At 66.3% G+C, this 15,202-nt stretch carries 20 protein-coding genes; 14 read left to right on the top strand and 6 right to left on the bottom strand.

The features are described 5' to 3' along the window. Window positions 1–7: 7 nt before the first annotated feature. Both rho and QGN17_RS15905 read right to left on the bottom strand, forming a co-directional pair. Complete coding sequence (gene rho, locus QGN17_RS15910) at window positions 8–1,264, bottom strand: transcription termination factor Rho (protein WP_281045578.1); 1,257 nt, start codon at window positions 1,262–1,264, stop codon at window positions 8–10. Window positions 1,265–1,485: 221 nt separating this feature from the next. Then, window positions 1,486–2,001, bottom strand: coding sequence for a thioredoxin family protein (locus QGN17_RS15905; protein ID WP_281045577.1), 516 nt, complete (start codon window positions 1,999–2,001; stop codon window positions 1,486–1,488). Window positions 2,002–2,114: 113 nt separating this feature from the next. On the opposite strand from QGN17_RS15905, the gene recQ reads away from it, so the two are divergent. Next, a complete protein-coding gene (gene recQ, locus QGN17_RS15900) occupies window positions 2,115–3,881 on the top strand; it encodes a DNA helicase RecQ (protein ID WP_281045772.1) in 1,767 nt (588 codons plus the stop codon). Between the two features lies 1 nt (window position 3,882). On the opposite strand, the gene QGN17_RS15895 is transcribed toward recQ, so the two are convergent. Continuing rightward, window positions 3,883–4,014, bottom strand: a complete 132-nt coding sequence (locus QGN17_RS15895) for a hypothetical protein (protein WP_281045576.1) — start codon at window positions 4,012–4,014, stop codon at window positions 3,883–3,885. A 202-nt stretch (window positions 4,015–4,216) separates the two neighbouring features. On the opposite strand from QGN17_RS15895, the gene QGN17_RS15890 reads away from it, so the two are divergent. Both QGN17_RS15890 and QGN17_RS15885 read left to right on the top strand, forming a co-directional pair. Continuing rightward, window positions 4,217–4,555, top strand: a complete 339-nt coding sequence (locus tag QGN17_RS15890) for a P-II family nitrogen regulator (protein ID WP_022688693.1) — start codon at window positions 4,217–4,219, stop codon at window positions 4,553–4,555. A 14-nt stretch (window positions 4,556–4,569) separates the two neighbouring features. Next, window positions 4,570–6,024 carry an ammonium transporter gene (locus tag QGN17_RS15885; RefSeq protein ID WP_281045575.1) on the top strand — a complete coding sequence of 485 codons (1,455 nt, stop codon included), beginning with the start codon at window positions 4,570–4,572 and terminating at the stop codon, window positions 6,022–6,024. A gap of 197 nt (window positions 6,025–6,221) precedes the next feature. On the opposite strand, the gene QGN17_RS15880 is transcribed toward QGN17_RS15885, so the two are convergent. Next, window positions 6,222–6,647 (bottom strand): TIGR01244 family sulfur transferase, encoded by a 426-nt coding sequence (locus tag QGN17_RS15880; protein WP_281045574.1) that lies wholly within the window; start codon window positions 6,645–6,647, stop codon window positions 6,222–6,224. A gap of 81 nt (window positions 6,648–6,728) precedes the next feature. On the opposite strand from QGN17_RS15880, the gene QGN17_RS15875 reads away from it, so the two are divergent. After that, window positions 6,729–7,064 (top strand): hypothetical protein, encoded by a 336-nt coding sequence (locus QGN17_RS15875; RefSeq protein ID WP_281045573.1) that lies wholly within the window; start codon window positions 6,729–6,731, stop codon window positions 7,062–7,064. On the opposite strand, the gene QGN17_RS15870 is transcribed toward QGN17_RS15875, so the two are convergent. Beyond that, window positions 7,036–7,494, bottom strand: coding sequence for a CopD family protein (locus QGN17_RS15870; RefSeq protein WP_281045572.1), 459 nt, complete (start codon window positions 7,492–7,494; stop codon window positions 7,036–7,038). The two genes, QGN17_RS15875 and QGN17_RS15870, sit on opposite strands and share 29 nt — an antisense overlap. Continuing rightward, on the bottom strand, window positions 7,491–8,522 hold the full coding sequence (gene hemE, locus QGN17_RS15865) for a uroporphyrinogen decarboxylase (RefSeq protein WP_281045571.1): 1,032 nt from the start codon (window positions 8,520–8,522) through the stop codon (window positions 7,491–7,493). The genes QGN17_RS15870 and hemE overlap by 4 nt, the downstream gene beginning before the upstream one ends. 322 nt (window positions 8,523–8,844) lie before the next feature. Here hemE and QGN17_RS15860 point away from each other — a divergent pair, with 322 nt between their 5' ends. From QGN17_RS15860 to QGN17_RS15815, 10 genes are all read left to right on the top strand, one after another. Then, window positions 8,845–9,672, top strand: coding sequence for a pyruvate, water dikinase regulatory protein (locus tag QGN17_RS15860; RefSeq protein ID WP_281045570.1), 828 nt, complete (start codon window positions 8,845–8,847; stop codon window positions 9,670–9,672). 10 nt (window positions 9,673–9,682) lie between these two features. Next, window positions 9,683–10,276 (top strand): Maf family protein, encoded by a 594-nt coding sequence (locus QGN17_RS15855; RefSeq protein WP_281045569.1) that lies wholly within the window; start codon window positions 9,683–9,685, stop codon window positions 10,274–10,276. Beyond that, entirely contained in the window at window positions 10,273–11,124 is an 852-nt protein-coding gene (gene aroE, locus QGN17_RS15850) for a shikimate dehydrogenase (protein ID WP_281045568.1), read from the top strand. The genes QGN17_RS15855 and aroE overlap by 4 nt, the downstream gene beginning before the upstream one ends. Then, complete coding sequence (coaE, locus tag QGN17_RS15845) at window positions 11,121–11,762, top strand: dephospho-CoA kinase (RefSeq protein WP_281045567.1); 642 nt, start codon at window positions 11,121–11,123, stop codon at window positions 11,760–11,762. The genes aroE and coaE overlap by 4 nt, the downstream gene beginning before the upstream one ends. Beyond that, a complete protein-coding gene (gene dnaQ / locus QGN17_RS15840) occupies window positions 11,723–12,454 on the top strand; it encodes a DNA polymerase III subunit epsilon (RefSeq protein WP_281045566.1) in 732 nt (243 codons plus the stop codon). The genes coaE and dnaQ overlap by 40 nt, the downstream gene beginning before the upstream one ends. Window positions 12,455–12,489: 35 nt before the next feature. Then, window positions 12,490–13,074 (top strand): ribosome hibernation-promoting factor, HPF/YfiA family, encoded by a 585-nt coding sequence (gene hpf / locus QGN17_RS15835; protein WP_281045565.1) that lies wholly within the window; start codon window positions 12,490–12,492, stop codon window positions 13,072–13,074. A gap of 20 nt (window positions 13,075–13,094) precedes the next feature. Continuing rightward, window positions 13,095–13,562 (top strand): PTS sugar transporter subunit IIA, encoded by a 468-nt coding sequence (locus tag QGN17_RS15830; RefSeq protein WP_281045564.1) that lies wholly within the window; start codon window positions 13,095–13,097, stop codon window positions 13,560–13,562. Beyond that, the gene (locus tag QGN17_RS15825) at window positions 13,559–14,017 is read left to right on the top strand and encodes a PaaI family thioesterase (protein ID WP_281045563.1); all 459 of its coding nucleotides are present in this window, start codon (window positions 13,559–13,561) and stop codon (window positions 14,015–14,017) included. The genes QGN17_RS15830 and QGN17_RS15825 overlap by 4 nt, the downstream gene beginning before the upstream one ends. Continuing rightward, complete coding sequence (locus QGN17_RS15820) at window positions 14,014–14,355, top strand: DUF1491 family protein (protein WP_281045562.1); 342 nt, start codon at window positions 14,014–14,016, stop codon at window positions 14,353–14,355. The genes QGN17_RS15825 and QGN17_RS15820 overlap by 4 nt, the downstream gene beginning before the upstream one ends. Before the next feature lie 151 nt (window positions 14,356–14,506). Next, window positions 14,507–15,187 (top strand): cell wall hydrolase, encoded by a 681-nt coding sequence (locus QGN17_RS15815; protein WP_281045561.1) that lies wholly within the window; start codon window positions 14,507–14,509, stop codon window positions 15,185–15,187. Window positions 15,188–15,202 lie beyond the last annotated feature (15 nt).

Genomic DNA, 15,202 nt, shown 5'->3' with positions numbered 1-15,202 from the left:
CGCGGCCTTACTGGTTCATCGAGGCGAAGAAGTCCTCGTTGGTCTTGGAATCCTTCATCTTGTCGAGCAGGAATTCCATCGCGTCGGTGGTGCCCATCTGCATGAGGATGCGACGCAACACCCACATCTTGGACAGCTTGTCCTTCTCGACCAGCAGTTCCTCCTTGCGAGTGCCGGACTTGCCGACGTCCATCGCCGGGAAGATGCGCTTGTCGGCCACCTTGCGGTCGAGCACGATTTCCGAGTTGCCGGTGCCCTTGAACTCTTCGAAGATCACCTCGTCCATGCGGCTGCCGGTGTCGATCAGCGCGGTGGCGATGATCGAGAGCGAGCCGCCTTCCTCGATGTTGCGCGCGGCACCGAAGAAGCGCTTGGGGCGCTGCAGGGCGTTGGCGTCGACACCGCCGGTCAGCACCTTGCCCGAGGACGGGACGACGGTGTTGTAGGCGCGGCCGAGGCGCGTGATCGAATCAAGCAGGATCACGACGTCCTTCTTGTGCTCGACGAGGCGCTTGGCCTTCTCGATCACCATTTCGGCGACCTGGACGTGGCGCGTGGCCGGCTCGTCGAAGGTGGACGAGATCACCTCGCCGCGCACCGAACGCTGCATGTCGGTGACTTCTTCCGGCCGCTCGTCGATCAGCAGCACGATCAGGAAGACTTCGGGATGGTTGTCGGTGATCGCCTTGGCGATGTTCTGCAGCATCACCGTCTTGCCGACGCGCGGCGGGGCGACGATCAAGGTACGCTGGCCCTTGCCCTGCGGCGAAACGATGTCGATGACGCGCGCCGACTTGTCCTTCTGGGTCGGATCGCCCGGATCGAGCGTCAGCTTCTGCTCGGGATAGAGCGGGGTGAGATTGTCGAAATTGACGCGGTGGCGGACGACGTCGGGATCGTCGAAATTGATCGAATTGAGCTTGGTCAGCGCGAAGTAACGCTCGCCGTCCTTGGGCGCGCGGATCTCGCCGTCCACGGTGTCGCCGGTACGCAGGCCGAACTTCCGGACCTGGTTGGGCGAGACGTAGATGTCGTCCGGGCCGGCGAGATAATTGGCCTGCGGACTGCGCAGAAAGCCGAAGCCGTCGGGCAGCACCTCGATCGTGCCCTCGCCCATGATCTGATCGCCCTGTTCCGCCTGCTCCTTCAGGATGGCGAACATCAGGTCCTGCTTGCGCAGCGTCGACGCACCCTCGACGCCGAGCTCCTCGGCCATGGAAACGAGGTCGGCGGGGGCGGTCTTCTTGAGGTCTTTGAGGTGCATGACGGTCCTGGGACTGGGATTCGCGACGAGGTGGGGACGGGATACGTCGATGTCGGGAATGGAGGCCGGCCCGGATGGGTAAGCCTTGAATCGGCGGTTAGGCCGCGACTTTTCGCAAGTCAAGCAAGCGCGCGGCGCTTACGCCGAACGGACATAAGAAGCGCGGCGGCCTGTGGCAAGGCCGCCGCGCGAACGGGATCGGTGGTACGTGGAGGGGGGCCTCAGGCCGCCCACTGGGCCAACCAGTCGGACAGCCCCTGCGGAGTCATGTGGCGCGCGTCGGACAGCGCGAAGAGCTTGTCGCGGTTGAGCAGGCGATCATGCACAGGATCGACCGCCAGGATTGCCGGCACGCCGTCCAGCCGCCTGGTGATGCCGTAATGCGCGGCGATCGCGCCGTTGGTGTCGAAGCGGCCGATATTCACGCTGACGATCACGAAATGCCTGTTCAGAAAGGTGTGCAGTTCGGGCAACTCCATGATGCCGGCAAGCACGCGGCAATCGAGGCACCAGTTGCCGCCGAGATCGATCAGCAGGCGCTTGTGCTCGCGCTTCGCCTGCGCCTTTGCCTTGGCGACGACGGCCTGCGCATCGGCCTGCTCGTCATAAGGGAAGGGCAGGGGCTGGGGCAGGTCGTTCACCCCCGCAACCGAGACGTGCGGCGCCTGCGGGGCGGCGGTGGCAGGGCTGGCCAGCAAAGCCAGGGCGAAGAGTGGATACGCAAGCGACTTGATCATGACGGCGAACCTAGGGCCGCGTCCGGACGTCCGCCAGTGCAGCTTCGCTTGGCATGGTCGAAGTCCCACTTGGCGGGGTGACGGCATCGGTACCGCACGCTAACCGGCTAGGGATGCTCGCCGATCCCCTCGACATCCTGAAGACCACCTTCGGCTTCCCGGCCTTCCGCGGCGTGCAGGAGCGGGTGGTCGCGCGGGTGATGGCGGGCGAGGGAACGCTGGCGGTGATGCCGACGGGTGCCGGCAAGTCGCTCTGCTACCAGCTGCCGGCGCTGGCCCGGCGCGGTACGGCGGTGGTGATCTCGCCGCTGATCGCGCTGATGCACGATCAGGTCCGCTCGGCCGAGGCGTTCGGTATCCATGCCGCGACGCTCACGTCAGCGGACAGCGACCGCGACGAGACGATGCGCCGCTTCCGCGAGGGCGAGCTGGATCTGCTCTACGTCGCGCCCGAGCGCGCGTCGAACCCTGGCTTCCGCGATCTGCTGCGGCTGACCGAGCTATCTCTCTTCGCGATCGACGAGGCGCATTGCGTCAGCGAATGGGGCCACGATTTCCGCCCCGATTACCGCCTTCTCCGCCCGCTGCTCGATGCCTTTCCGGAGGTTCCGCGCCTCGCGCTCACCGCGACCGCCGACGAGCATACCCGCGCGGACATCCTCCAGCAGCTCGGATTGCCGCAAGACGGGTTGATCGTCGCCGGCTTCGACCGGCCGAACATCCAGTATCGTATCTCGCCACGCGACGGCCTGGCCCAGCAACTCAAGGCCTTCATCGCCGAGCAGGAGGGAGCGGGGATCGTGTACGCACCCACCCGCGACGCGACAGAGCGGCTGGCCGCACAGATCGCGGAAGCGGGGCGCCCGACCCGCGCCTATCATGCCGGCCTCGACCCCGCGGTGCGCGCCAAGAACCAGCGCGACTTCGTGGCATCCGAGGACATGGTGATGGTGGCGACCATCGCCTTCGGCATGGGCATCGACAAGCCTGACGTCCGGTTCGTCGCCCATGCCGGCCTGCCCAAATCGATCGAGGCTTATTATCAGGAGACCGGCCGCGCCGGCCGCGACGGCGAACCGGCGGTGGCTCAGCTCTTCTGGGGCGCGGAGGATTTCGCGCGGGCGAGAAAGCGGCTCGGCGAGGTGGACGATACGCGGGTGGCGGGCGAGCGGGCGCGGCTCAATGCGCTCGCCCAACTGGTCGAGACGAGCGAGTGCCGCCGCGCCATCCTGCTCCGCCATTTCGGCGAGCACCCGCCCGAACGCTGCGGCAATTGCGACAATTGCCTGTCGCCGCCCGCCACGGTGGACGTGACGACGGTGGCGCAGAAGCTGCTCTCCGCCGCCTTCCGCACCGAGATGCGCTTCGGCGTCGGCCATCTCGTCGACGTGCTGGCGGGGCGCGATACCGACAAGGTGATCTCGAACGGCCACAATCGCCTCTCGGTTTTCGGCATCGCCGACGAGGAGGAGCTGAAGCTGGTCCGCCCGGTGGCACGCGTGCTGATCGCGCGCGATGCCTTGCGGGCCGACGATTATGGCGGTCTTTCTTTCGGCCCTTCGGCGCGATCGATCCTCAAGGGCGAGGAATCGGTCGGCCTCGTCGTCCAGCCGAAGCGCGAGCGGAGGCGGAAGCGCGCGGCGCAGGAGGAGTATCCGCACGATCCGCTGTTCGAGGCGCTGCGCGCCAAGCGCCGCGAAATCGCCAAGGATCGCGGTGTGCCGCCCTATGTGATCTTCCACGATTCGACGCTGCGCGAGATGGCGGGCCTGCATCCGACGACTCTCACCGGGCTGGCGCAGGTGACGGGCGTCGGCGAGGCCAAGCGCGAGGCCTATGGCGACGCCTTCCTCGAAGTTCTGAAAAACTGGCGGGGTTGAACTAGCGCCGTGCGCGCAAAGGCTCGTTCACGCCCCACAGCAGCAGATAGAGCCAGCCCAGCACGAGAAAGGCCGCGCCAAGCACCAGCGCGGATTGAACGAGGCCGAGCCGGCGATCAGACTGCACGCCCATGCGGCGCAAACTTTATCCGCGCGCCCAGGTTCCGGCAAGAGGCTGCCTAAAAAATCAGCACATGATGTGATCTGCCCAAGAGTCGGGCGATCGTTTCGAGGCTGAATCGTCCCTTCGCCATGTTGCGCCGCGGAATAAGGCGCTTTCGTTACTTGGCACGGCTCTTGCGGAAGAGATTTCCGGGCAAGAGCAGGGAGGCGGCATGAAACTGATCATAGCCATCATCAAGCCATTCAAGCTGGACGAAGTGCGTGAGGCGCTCTCGGGCATCGGCGTCGCGGGGATGACCGTGACCGAGGTCAAGGGCTTCGGCCGGCAGAAGGGGCAGACCGAAATCTACCGCGGTGCGGAATATTCCACGAACATGGTGCCGAAGATCAAGATCGAGGTCGCGTGCGGCTCCGATCTGGCGTCGCGCGTCGTGGAGGCGATCCAGCAGGCGGCCAACACCGGCGCGATCGGCGACGGCAAGATCTTCGTTCTCGATCTCGCGCAGGCGGTCCGCATCCGCACCGGCGAAATCGACGAAACCGCGCTCTGAGGGAAGGGGGAACCATGAAGCTATCGACCAGGATATTGGCCGGGCTGGGGGCTGTCGGCACTGCCGCGCTGCTCACCCATCCCGCGCTCGCGCAGGCGGCGGCTGCCGCTCCGACCTCCCCGATTCCGGCGGCGACCGTCAACAAGGGCGATACCGCCTGGATGATGGTCTCCACCCTGCTGGTTCTGATGATGGCCGTTCCGGGCCTCGCCTTGTTCTACGGCGGCCTAGTCCGCACCAAGAACATGCTGTCGATGCTGACCCAGGTGCTGATGTGCGTCTGCATGATCGGCGTGATCTGGGTGACGTGGGGCTATTCGGAGGCCTTCACGGCCGGCAACCCCTTCTTCGGCGGGTTCAGCAAGGCGTTCCTGAAGGGCGTCGACATGAACTCGCAGGCCGCCACCTTCTCGAACGGTGTCTACATCCCCGAGATGGTGTTCGTCCTCTTCCAGATGACCTTCGCGATGATCACCCCGGCGCTGTTCTTCGGATCGGTGGCGGAGCGCGTGAAGTTCTCGCCGCTGATGCTGTTCGTGGCGCTGTGGGCGACCTTCATCTACTTCCCGATCGCGCACATGGTGTGGTGCTGGGACGGCCCTGACGCTGTCGCCGCCGCCGCGCTCAAGGGCCAGGCCGCGCTCGACGAGGTCACCAGCCATGCCGGCTTCCTGAACGCCAAGGGCGCGCTGGACTTCGCCGGCGGCACGGTCGTGCACATCAACGCCGGTATCGCCGGCCTCGTGATGTGCATCCTGCTCGGCAAGCGCATCGGCTACGGCACCGAGCCGATGCCGCCGCACTCGCTGACCATGACCATGATCGGCGCCTCGCTGCTGTGGGTGGGCTGGTTCGGCTTCAACGCCGGTTCCAACCTGGAAGCGGCCGGCGTCGTCTCGGTCGCCTTCATGAACACGATGGTCGCCACCGCGGCGGCGGGTCTCTCCTGGCTGCTCGTCGAGCAGGCGGTGAAGGGCAAGCCCTCGCTGCTGGGTGCCGCCTCGGGCGTGGTCGCCGGCCTCGTCGCCGTCACCCCGGCCTGCGGCTTCGCCGGCACCATGGGTTCGGTGATCCTCGGCCTGCTCGTCTCGCCGATCTGCTTCTTCTTCGTCACCACGGTGAAGAACAAGTTCGGCTACGACGACTCGCTGGACGTGTTCGGCGTGCACTGCATCGGCGGCATCTTCGGCGCGCTGATGACCGGCATCCTGGTCGATCCGGCCCTCGGCGGGCAGGGCACCGCCGACTACGCCACCAAGCCGGGCACGCTGATCGCGGGCAGCTACGACATGCTGGGCCAGCTGTGGATCCAGGCGCAGGGCGTCGGCATCACGCTGCTCTGGTCGGGCATCGGTTCGGCCATCCTCTTCCTCATCATCGACAAGACGTGGGGCATGCGTGTCACCCCCGAGGTCGAGCATGAGGGCCTCGACATCGCCGAGCACGGCGAGCGGGCCTACCACTACTAAGAGCTTCCTCCTGCGAAGAGCCTGGGCCGGCGGGGCAACCTGCCGGCCTCTTTTTTTGTTTGGGCCTCGGGCGCCGGCGCGATGCGTCCGCATCGCTTGGCTATCCCTCCCGCGAGCTGCGTTCGCGGTCCGGGCGCGCGTTCGCGCTTGCGGACCCCTGCGGGTCCGACCCGTACTGCACCGTCATTATGGGGTGGTCAGCCCTTCGGGCGCAGGCTTTCGATCATGCCCATCAGCGGCGAAACGTCGTAGCCGGCATTGGCCGCCTTCGCCGCGATCTCGGACGGCTCGTCACCCGCCGCGCCGCGCGCCAGCGACCAGAGGAAGGTCGATCGCGTGCCCGATCGGCAGAAAGCGAGCACCGGGCCCGGCTCGGCCAGCGCCGCCGTCATTGCGTCGACCTGATCCATCGAGAAGCCCGAATGATCGACCGGGATATGGACATAGCCGAGGCCAGCCGCCTCGGCCGCAGCGCCGATCTCGGCCGCCGTCGGCTGGCCTGGCTGCTCGCCGTCGGGACGGTTGTTGACGATCATACGGATGCCGTTGGCCTTGGCCTCGTCGATCTCCGCCACGCTGATCTGCGGGGATACGGCGATCGTCTCGTCGAGCCATTTAGCCATTGGCAACCTCCTGCTTCTAGGGATGCGCCGGGGTAGCGCATCGGCGGCGGGCTTATGCCCGTTTCGCGGATTAGGAAACCCATGCTCGAAACCGGCCTCCGGTTCACCGGCCTCGGCGTCGTCACCGTGCTGCTGCCGGCGATGAGCCTCTGGACCGCCTATGTCGGCCTGCACATGCCGTCATGGCTGATCGCCAGCCTCGCCCGGGATCGCCGGCTCGCTGTGTTGCCGTTGGCGCTGGTCCATCTCGCACTGCTCGTCGCGCTGATCGCCGTCATCGGCGCCGCTCTCCCGGCAAGCCTCTTGCGATTGGCAATGCCGTTCATGGCGCTTCACGTCTGGTGCGAGTGGCTGAGACGCGAGCGCCGTTCGGCATCACCGGCCCAGATCAGAACGGCTTCACGATCACCAGGATGACAATCAGGATCGTCGCGATGCCGGGTATCTCGTTCATGATGCGAAGCGAACGGGTGCTGGCCGGGCGATGGCCGTCCGCGACTTTCTTCGCCGCGCCGATCGCCCAGCCATGATAGCCAGACAGCGCGAGGACGAGCGCGAGCTTCATGTGGAACCAGCCCTGGCCCTGCCCGAACGCGCCGATGTCGAATGCGAGGCACAGGCCGAAGATCCAGACCAGGACCATCGAGGGGGTGATGATGATCCGGCGCAACCGGGCGATCCGATCGACCCAGGCCCTGTCCTCGGCCGACCCCGGCACCGTCTCGCACTGGTAGATCGTGAAGCGCGGCAGCATGAACAGGCCCGCGATCCAGAAGATCACGAAGATGAGGTGGGCCGCCTTCACCCAGGGATAGGCCCCGCCCAGCCAGCCGATCATGCTCGTCATCGTGCCTTCACCCATTCCAGAAGCTGTTCGACATGCGCCACCGGAACCTCGGGCGTGATGCCATGGCCGAGGTTGAACACATGCGGCCGCCCCGCGAAAGCCGCGCGGATGCCCTTCACCGCGCGCTCCAGGGTCTCGCCACCCGCCAGCAGCGCCAGCGGATCGAGATTGCCCTGCACCGGCAGTCCTTCGGGCAATACCGCATTCGCCCAGCGCGGATCGACCGTTTCATCGATCCCGATCGCGTCGACCCCGGTCCCCTCGGCATAGGCTGCGAGCTTGCCGCCGGCACCCTTCGGAAAACCGATGATCGGCGTGCCCGGACAACGCGCGCGCAGTTCGCGGAGGATTCGGGCATTGGGTTCGATCACCCAGCGCGCGAACTGTTCGGGCGAGAGCGTGCCCGCCCAGCTGTCGAACAGCTGGACGGCGTGGACGCCGGCCGCGATCTGGCCCGCCAGATACTCGACCGTCAGCGTCGCGATCGCATCGATGATCGCACCGAAGCGTTCCGGCTCCAGATAGGCGAGCTTGCGCGTCTCCGCCTGATCCTTCGAGCCCTCACCGGCGACCATGTAGGTGGCGACCGTCCACGGCGACCCCGCGAAGCCCAGGAAGGTGGTCTCAGGCGGCAGAGCGGCCGCGACCCGCCTCACGGTCTCGTAGATGGGCTGGAGGCGCTCTGTGGCCCTCTGCAGGCGCTCCAGCGGCATATCCTTGAGGGGAGGGGAGAGGCGGGGGCCTTCGCCGGCGGTGAAGCTGAGATCCTGACCCAGCGCATGGGGAATGACTAGGATGTCGGAAAACAGGATCGCACCGTCGAAGCCGAAACGGCGGATCGGTTGGAGCGTTACCTCGGCGGCAGCCTCCGGATCGTAGCACAGCTCGAGGAATCCGCCCTTGGTGGCCCGAAGCGCGCGATATTCGGGCAGGTAGCGCCCGGCCTGGCGCATGAGCCAGACGGGCGGGGGATCGCGTCGCTCGCCTTTCAGGACGGCGAGAAGAGGGCGATCAGTCTCGGACCCCATATCATTCCTTATTTAGATTCATAGGTGGTTGAGAGTCAGTAGGGCGGCTTGGTCGCGGGGTTTATTCGCAACACCCACGATTGCCAACAGACGCTCTGAATCGGCGACTCGTGGAGTCAGCACGAGTCGATTCGATTCCTCCCTCTTATCCACAGGCTGGGGGAATCTCGGCCCTCTTGTGGGCGAATCGATAGGATTACCGCCACACAGCGGTAGCGAATCACTGGCATGGCGATGTCCCTCGGCTTGTCGCGAGGCCTCACCCATGCTTATCCACAGCTTTCGGCCCAAGGACGGGCGGCAACGGACCAAGCCAGAGGATATGACGCGCCTCCACCTCCACCTTCTCTCGGATTCCACCGGCGAGACGCTGGAGAATGTCGCCAAGGCCGGCCTCGCCCAGTTCGAGGGTGTCGAGGCGGTCAAGCATTTCTGGCCGATGGTGCGCTCCGAAGGCCATCTCGATCGCGTGCTGGACGAGATTTCCGCCAAGCCCGGCCTCGTCATCTACACGCTCGTCAACTCGACGGTGCGACGACGGCTGGAATCGCGATGTCACGCGATGGGGTTGCACGCCGTCTCCGCGCTTGATCCGGTGATCGACGCGCTGTCGCGCCTGCTCGGCAAGGAGACGATCAGCCGGCCGGGCGGGCAGCACGCATTGGACGCCGCTTATTTCGATCGGGTCGAGGCGATCCATTACACGATCGCGCATGACGACGGCATCGACTCCCACGAATGGGAGGAGGCGGACATCGTGCTCGCCGGCGTCTCGCGCTCGTCCAAGACGCCGACCTCCATCTATCTCGCCAATCGCGGCTATCGCGTGGCGAACATCCCGCTGGTGGTCGAAAGCCCGCCGCCGGCCAATCTGTTCACGCTGCAGAAGCCGTTGGTGGTCGGCCTCACCACCAGTGCCGACCGGCTGATCCAGATCCGCCGCAACCGCTTGCTGTCGCTCAATGAGAAGACCGAGACCGCCTATGTCGATCAGGATCGCGTGACCCGAGAACTGGCCTATGCGCGTCGCATGTTCTCGGATCATGGCTGGCCGACGATCGATGTCACTCGCCGATCGATCGAGGAGACGGCGGCGGCGATCATCAACCTCGTCACCGAACGGCGCGACAAGATGCCGGCCAAGGTATGAGGACCTTCACATGATCGTATTGGCGTCGGGAAGCGCGTCGCGTCGGGCGATGCTGGAGGCGGCCGCCGTGCCGTTCGAGGTGGTGCGTCCGCAGGTGGACGAGGATGCCGCCAAGGAGGCGCTGAAGGCCGAAGGGATCGAGGCGCGGGGCCTGGCCGACGCGCTCGCCGAGCTGAAGGCGGTGGCGGTGTCGCGGCGGATGCCGGGGCGGACGGTGATCGGCAGCGATTCGGTGATGGCGCTGGCCGACGGCCGAATGCTCGACAAGCCGGATACCCGCGAGCGGGCGGCCGAGCAGCTGCGCATGATGCGAGGCGGGTCGCACCGGTTGGTGAGCGCGGTGGTCGGCGCACGTGATGGCGTGCCGGTATGGCGGCATGTCGATGTCGCGAAGCTGCAGGTCCGCGATTTCTCGGATGCGTTTCTGGAAAGCTATCTCGATGCCGAATGGCCGGCGATTTCCGGTTGCGTCGGCTGCTTTCGGATCGAGGGGCCGGGCGTGCAGCTCTTCGGGAAGCTGGAGGGCAGCCAGTTCACGATTCTCGGCATGCCGCTGATGCCGCTGCTCGGCTGGCTGCGCGATATCGGCGAGATGCCGGCGTGACCATTTATGCGGAGGTGATCGGCGATCCGATCGCGCAGTCCAAGTCGCCGATCATCCATCGCTTCTGGCTGGAGGCGCTGGGTCTGCCCGGCGATTACCGCCATGCGCATGTGAAGGCGGACGGTCTCGCCGATTACATCGCCGCGCGGCGTGCCGATCCGGACTGGCGCGGGTGTAACGTCACCATGCCGCACAAGCAGGCCGTCATCCCGCTGATCGATCGGCTCGATCCCTCGGCGGAGAGGATCGGCGCGGTGAACACGATCGTTCGCGAAGCCGATGCCACGCTGACCGGCCACAACACCGATGCGGCGGGGTTTCTGGAGCCGCTGCGACCGTTTCTCGGTCGCCAGCATCTGTTCCGCATGGCGCGCGTGCTCGGCACCGGGGGCGCAGCGCGCGCGATCGTCTCCGCACTGGCGGGGGAGGGTTTCGTGCTGGTGCTGGCAGGGCGCGACATCGGCAAGGCCGAGACCCTGCTCGCCGAGCTGGCGGAGGGCGAGCATCACGTCGCCCCGCTCGATCATTTCGCGACGCCCACCGATTTCGCCTTTGATGATCGGGCGGGCTGCCTCGATCTGATCGTCAACGCCACCTCGCTCGGTATGGCGGGTCAACCGCCGCTTGTCTTCGATTTCAGCCACGCGCCGCCGGGGAGCGTCGCCTACGATATCGTCACCGCGCCGCTCGACACGCCGTTTCTTCGGCGGGCGCGTGACGAAGGCCTGCGCACGGTGGACGGGCTGGAGATGCTGGTCGGCCAGGCGGCGGTCGCCTTCCGCCTCTTCTTCGGCGCCGAGCCGCCACGCGACCGCGATCCTGAGCTGCGGGCGAAGCTCACCGCATGATCCTGCTCGGCCTCACCGGCTCGATCGGCATGGGCAAGTCCACCGTCGCCGCGATGATGCGCCGCGCCGGCGTGCCCGTCTTCGATGCCGATGCCGCCGTGCACCGGCTGCAGGGGCCGGGCGGGCGCCTTTTGCCGGATATCGAGGCGGCCTTTCCCGGCACCACCGGCCCGCGCGGCGTCGATCGCGTGGCGCTCGGCAAGGCGGTGTTCGGCAATCGCGAGGCGCTGCGCCGGCTGGAGGCGATCGTCCATCCCGCCGTTTTTGCGATGCGCCGCGATTTCGTACGGCGCCATCGCGCGAAGCCGCTGGTCGTGGACGACGTGCCCTTGCTGTTCGAGAAAGGCGGCGAGCGGCGGATGGACGCGACCATCGTCGTTTCCGCCCCCGCCTGGATGCAGCGCCGCCGCGTGCTCGCGCGGCCGGGCATGACGCAGGCGCGGCTAGCCCAGATCCTGAAGCTGCAGGTGCCCGATCGGGAGAAACGGCGCCGCGCCGATTTCGTCATCGATACCGGCACGAGCCGGGCGGAAACGCGTGCGCAAGTGATGACTCTCCTCGCTTGCCTCCGCGCGCGAGGAATCCGATATTGTCGCTCATGCGCGAAATCGTCTTCGACACCGAAACCACCGGCCTGAGTCCCTCGAACGGAGACCGGCTGGTCGAGATCGGCTGTATCGAGATCGTCAACCGGGTTGAGACGGGACGCAGTTATCACGCTTATTTCCATCCCGATCGCGACATGCCGATGGAGGCCGAGCGGGTCCACGGCCTGTCGATCACCTTCCTGTCGGACAAGCCGCGCTTCCACGAATCGGTCGAGGACCTGCTGGAATTCATCGGCGATTCGCCTCTGGTGGCGCACAATGCCGCTTTCGATTTCGGCTTCCTCAATGCCGAGCTGGAGCGGTGCGGCAGGCCGATCGTCGATATGGCGCGGATGGTCGACACGCTCGCCATCGCGCGGACCCGTCATCCGGGTGCCAAGCACAGCCTCGACGCGCTCTGCACGCGCTACGGCATCGATCGCAGCCACCGCGTGAAGCACGGCGCGCTGCTCGATGCGCAACTGCTCGCCCAGCTCTATGTCGAGCTGACGGGCGGCCGCCAGATCGGCCTCGGCCTCGCCGACTCGGCCGCCATTACCGTCACCGAGACGATCGTCGCGGATATCGCGGCGGTTCCCGTCTCCCGCGCGATCCGTCCGCCGCGTCCGCATTGTGCCAGTCCGGAAGAATTGGAACGGCACCAGGCGTTCGTCGCGACGTTGGTGAATCCCGTCTGGGCCGCGTTGGCCCCGGCGGTTGACGTGTCGGGGGGGCAGGCCTAGCCCGCGCTCCCGCAGAACAAGAAGGAGAACGAGACATGGACATCCGCGTTTCCGGCCATCAGGTCGACACCGGCGAGGCTCTTCAGGAGCATGTCTCGGATCGGCTGGGCGCCATCGCGGACAAATATTTCTCGCGAGCGCTCTCGGCCCACGCCACCTTCGGCAAGGCCCCGCACGACAGTTTCAAATGCGATATCGTCGCCCACGTGATGCAGGGCGTGGTGCTCAAGGCGCACGGCACGGGGCAGGAGGCGCACCCCGCCTTCGACGATGCCGCGAACAAGATCGAAAAGCAGCTGCGACGCTATATGAAGCGGCTCAAGGACAAGAACGGCAACGGCCAGGTCATCGATATCGATGGCGGGATCGATGCCAACAATGCCGGCTACACGGTGTTCGATGGCGGCAACGAGGAGACGGAAGTCGCCGACGCGCCGCTGATCATCGCCGAGACGCGGGTTGACGTGCCCGACGCTACCGTGTCCGACGCGGTGATGATGCTCGATCTGCGCAACACCGGCGCGCTACTGTTCCGCAACACCGGCACGGGTGCCTTCAACATGGTCTATCGACGGGGTGACGGCACGATCGGCTGGGTTGAGCCGAACCGGGCGGGCTGACGCGCGTTATCCGCCGCCGAATGGACGATTTCAGCAACATCCTCGCGCATGACGCCGTGTTCCACGATCTGGCAGCGCCTTCCAAGAAGGCGCTGTTCCAGACGCTGGCCGGCCTTGCCGCGCGACAGACGGATCTCGACGCGCGCCACATCGGCGATCGGCTCGGGGAACGCGAACGGCTGGGATCGACCGGGTTCGGCGGCGGAGTCGCCATTCCCCACGGCAAGATCGACGGGCTGACCCATGTGGTCGGCCTGTTCGCCAAGCTGGCCCAGCCGATCGAATTCGCCGCGATCGACGGGCTGCCGGTCGATCTCGTCTTCCTGCTGCTGTCGCCGCCCGATGCCGGGGTCGATCATCTGAAGGCACTGGCCCGCGTCAGCCGGCGGCTCCGCGATCGGGCGTTCGTCGCCAAGCTGCGCGGCGCGGGATCGGCGGATGCGCTCTACGCCTTGTTCGCCGGCGACGAAACGCGCGACGCGGCGTGACCGACGCGCCGTCGGCGGGGGAACGCGCACATTTCGATGCGCTTCAGTCGCTCTATGCGGCCGCACCGATCAATCGCCTGTTCGCCTCGCGGCTGGAGGTGATCGAATCCGGGCTCGCGCGCATCCATTTCGAAGTCGACGAGCGCGTCTTCCACGCCGCCGGTGCGGCGCATGGCACGATCTATTTCAAGATGCTGGACGATGCCGCCTTCTACGCGGCGAATACGCTGGTCAGCGATCGCTTCCTGCTCACCACCGCGTTCAACCTGCTGTTGACTCGGCCGGTCAAGGTCGGGCCGCTGATCGCGGAGGGGCGCTGGGTCTCGGGTAGACGCCGCGTACTGGTCGCGGATTCGCGGCTGATCGACGCCGAGGGCGAGGAGGTCGCGCGGGGAACGGGCACCTTCATGCGCTCGCACATCCCGCTCTCCTCGCTGCCCGGATACCGTGGATGACCCCCCGCCTGGCCTCGCGGATCGAGGTTTCCGGCCTGATCCGGCGGATCGAGGGGCAAGGCGGAACGGGTATGGTGCTGGCCAAAGGGGAGGGAGAATCGGGCGCGATCCTGCTCGTCCTGTCCGATCGCGGCGCCCACAAGGGATTCTTGGAGCGGGTTCTCGATGTTACGGGAACGTACCGATGGCAGCCGGTAGGACCACAAGATATTGAGGATTACCAGCAGGTTAATGCCTATATCGAGCGCAGACGCCGGTTTGACGCCGATTCCTGGGTGGTCGAGCTTGATGTCGCAGGAGTCGAACGGTTCGCCGCTGAAATGACCGCGACGGGTTGACGGTGCAGCGCAGCATGGGCCAAGAGGCCGACACATTTCGGTAACGGCTGTCGCTCTCAGTTTCAAAAAGCGGCTTCCGTAGTCGGGGGATCACAATCCGGCCCAAGAGTTTTGGGGGGCCAGGGCGGGGTCTGCCGCAAGTTCGCGGATCATGATGCGCACGTTTTCGCGCGCTGCCCTCGCGGTGGCGTCTTTTTCCTGTCTGCTCGGCGCGGTGACCGTCGCGGTCCCGTCCCTCGCCGCCGAAGGCACCGCTCCCGCGGGTTCGGCCACGGCCATGCTGGCAGCAGTGACGGCTCCTCTCCTCGCCGTCGATGTGAATGCGCTTCAGAATCGCGATCAGGATTTCTCAACGGCTGGTCAGGACAACGGTTCCCCGATCACGCCGCAGGCCGATGCCGACACGGCCGCCCAGACCCCGCAGACGCTCGAGGACATGGTCGCCGCCCATACGGCGTCGACGACCGGTGACGAGCAGGGCGATTGCCTCGCCAGTTCGGTCTATTACGAGTCGAAGGGCGAGCCGCTCAACGGCCAGCTCGCCGTCGCCCAGGTGATCATGAACCGCACGACGTCGGGCCGCTTCCCGAATACCGTGTGCGGCGTGGTCCGCCAGCCGGGCCAGTTCTCCTTCCTGCGCGGCGGGTCGATCCCCGAGCCAAGCCACACGAACAGCGCCTGGCAGCGTGCCGTCGCGGTCGCCACCATCGCCCGCCAGGGCCTGTGGAAGCAGGTCGCCCCGTCGGCGCTCTTCTTCCACGCCCGTCGCGTCTCGCCGGGCTGGGGCAAGATTCGGGTCGCGTCGCTCGGCAACCACATCTTCTTCCGCTGAGGGATTTCGCGCCGG

This window comes from Sphingomonas oryzagri, from assembly GCF_029906645.1.
In the GTDB taxonomy this organism is placed as follows: Bacteria; Pseudomonadota; Alphaproteobacteria; order Sphingomonadales; family Sphingomonadaceae; genus Solisphingomonas; species Solisphingomonas oryzagri.
Note: the sequence above shows the minus strand (reverse complement) of the source record. Positions and strands in the feature narration are given on the sequence as shown.

Bases quoted from the DNA above. Each gene is read 5' to 3' on its own strand.
- rho (WP_281045578.1), bottom strand. From the start codon at position 1,264: ATGCACCTCAAAGACCTCAAGAAGACCGCCCCCGCCGACCTCGTTTCC.
- QGN17_RS15905 (WP_281045577.1), bottom strand. From the start codon at position 2,001: ATGATCAAGTCGCTTGCGTATCCACTCTTCGCCCTGGCTTTGCTGGCC.
- recQ (WP_281045772.1), top strand. From the start codon at position 2,115: ATGCTCGCCGATCCCCTCGACATCCTGAAGACCACCTTCGGCTTCCCG.
- QGN17_RS15895 (WP_281045576.1), bottom strand. From the start codon at position 4,014: ATGGGCGTGCAGTCTGATCGCCGGCTCGGCCTCGTTCAATCCGCGCTG.
- QGN17_RS15890 (WP_022688693.1), top strand. From the start codon at position 4,217: ATGAAACTGATCATAGCCATCATCAAGCCATTCAAGCTGGACGAAGTG.
- QGN17_RS15885 (WP_281045575.1), top strand. From the start codon at position 4,570: ATGAAGCTATCGACCAGGATATTGGCCGGGCTGGGGGCTGTCGGCACT.
- QGN17_RS15880 (WP_281045574.1), bottom strand. From the start codon at position 6,647: ATGGCTAAATGGCTCGACGAGACGATCGCCGTATCCCCGCAGATCAGC.
- QGN17_RS15875 (WP_281045573.1), top strand. From the start codon at position 6,729: ATGCTCGAAACCGGCCTCCGGTTCACCGGCCTCGGCGTCGTCACCGTG.
- QGN17_RS15870 (WP_281045572.1), bottom strand. From the start codon at position 7,494: ATGACGAGCATGATCGGCTGGCTGGGCGGGGCCTATCCCTGGGTGAAG.
- hemE (WP_281045571.1), bottom strand. From the start codon at position 8,522: ATGGGGTCCGAGACTGATCGCCCTCTTCTCGCCGTCCTGAAAGGCGAG.
- QGN17_RS15860 (WP_281045570.1), top strand. From the start codon at position 8,845: ATGACGCGCCTCCACCTCCACCTTCTCTCGGATTCCACCGGCGAGACG.
- QGN17_RS15855 (WP_281045569.1), top strand. From the start codon at position 9,683: ATGATCGTATTGGCGTCGGGAAGCGCGTCGCGTCGGGCGATGCTGGAG.
- coaE (WP_281045567.1), top strand. From the start codon at position 11,121: ATGATCCTGCTCGGCCTCACCGGCTCGATCGGCATGGGCAAGTCCACC.
- dnaQ (WP_281045566.1), top strand. From the start codon at position 11,723: ATGCGCGAAATCGTCTTCGACACCGAAACCACCGGCCTGAGTCCCTCG.
- hpf (WP_281045565.1), top strand. From the start codon at position 12,490: ATGGACATCCGCGTTTCCGGCCATCAGGTCGACACCGGCGAGGCTCTT.
- QGN17_RS15830 (WP_281045564.1), top strand. From the start codon at position 13,095: ATGGACGATTTCAGCAACATCCTCGCGCATGACGCCGTGTTCCACGAT.
- QGN17_RS15820 (WP_281045562.1), top strand. From the start codon at position 14,014: ATGACCCCCCGCCTGGCCTCGCGGATCGAGGTTTCCGGCCTGATCCGG.
- QGN17_RS15815 (WP_281045561.1), top strand. From the start codon at position 14,507: ATGATGCGCACGTTTTCGCGCGCTGCCCTCGCGGTGGCGTCTTTTTCC.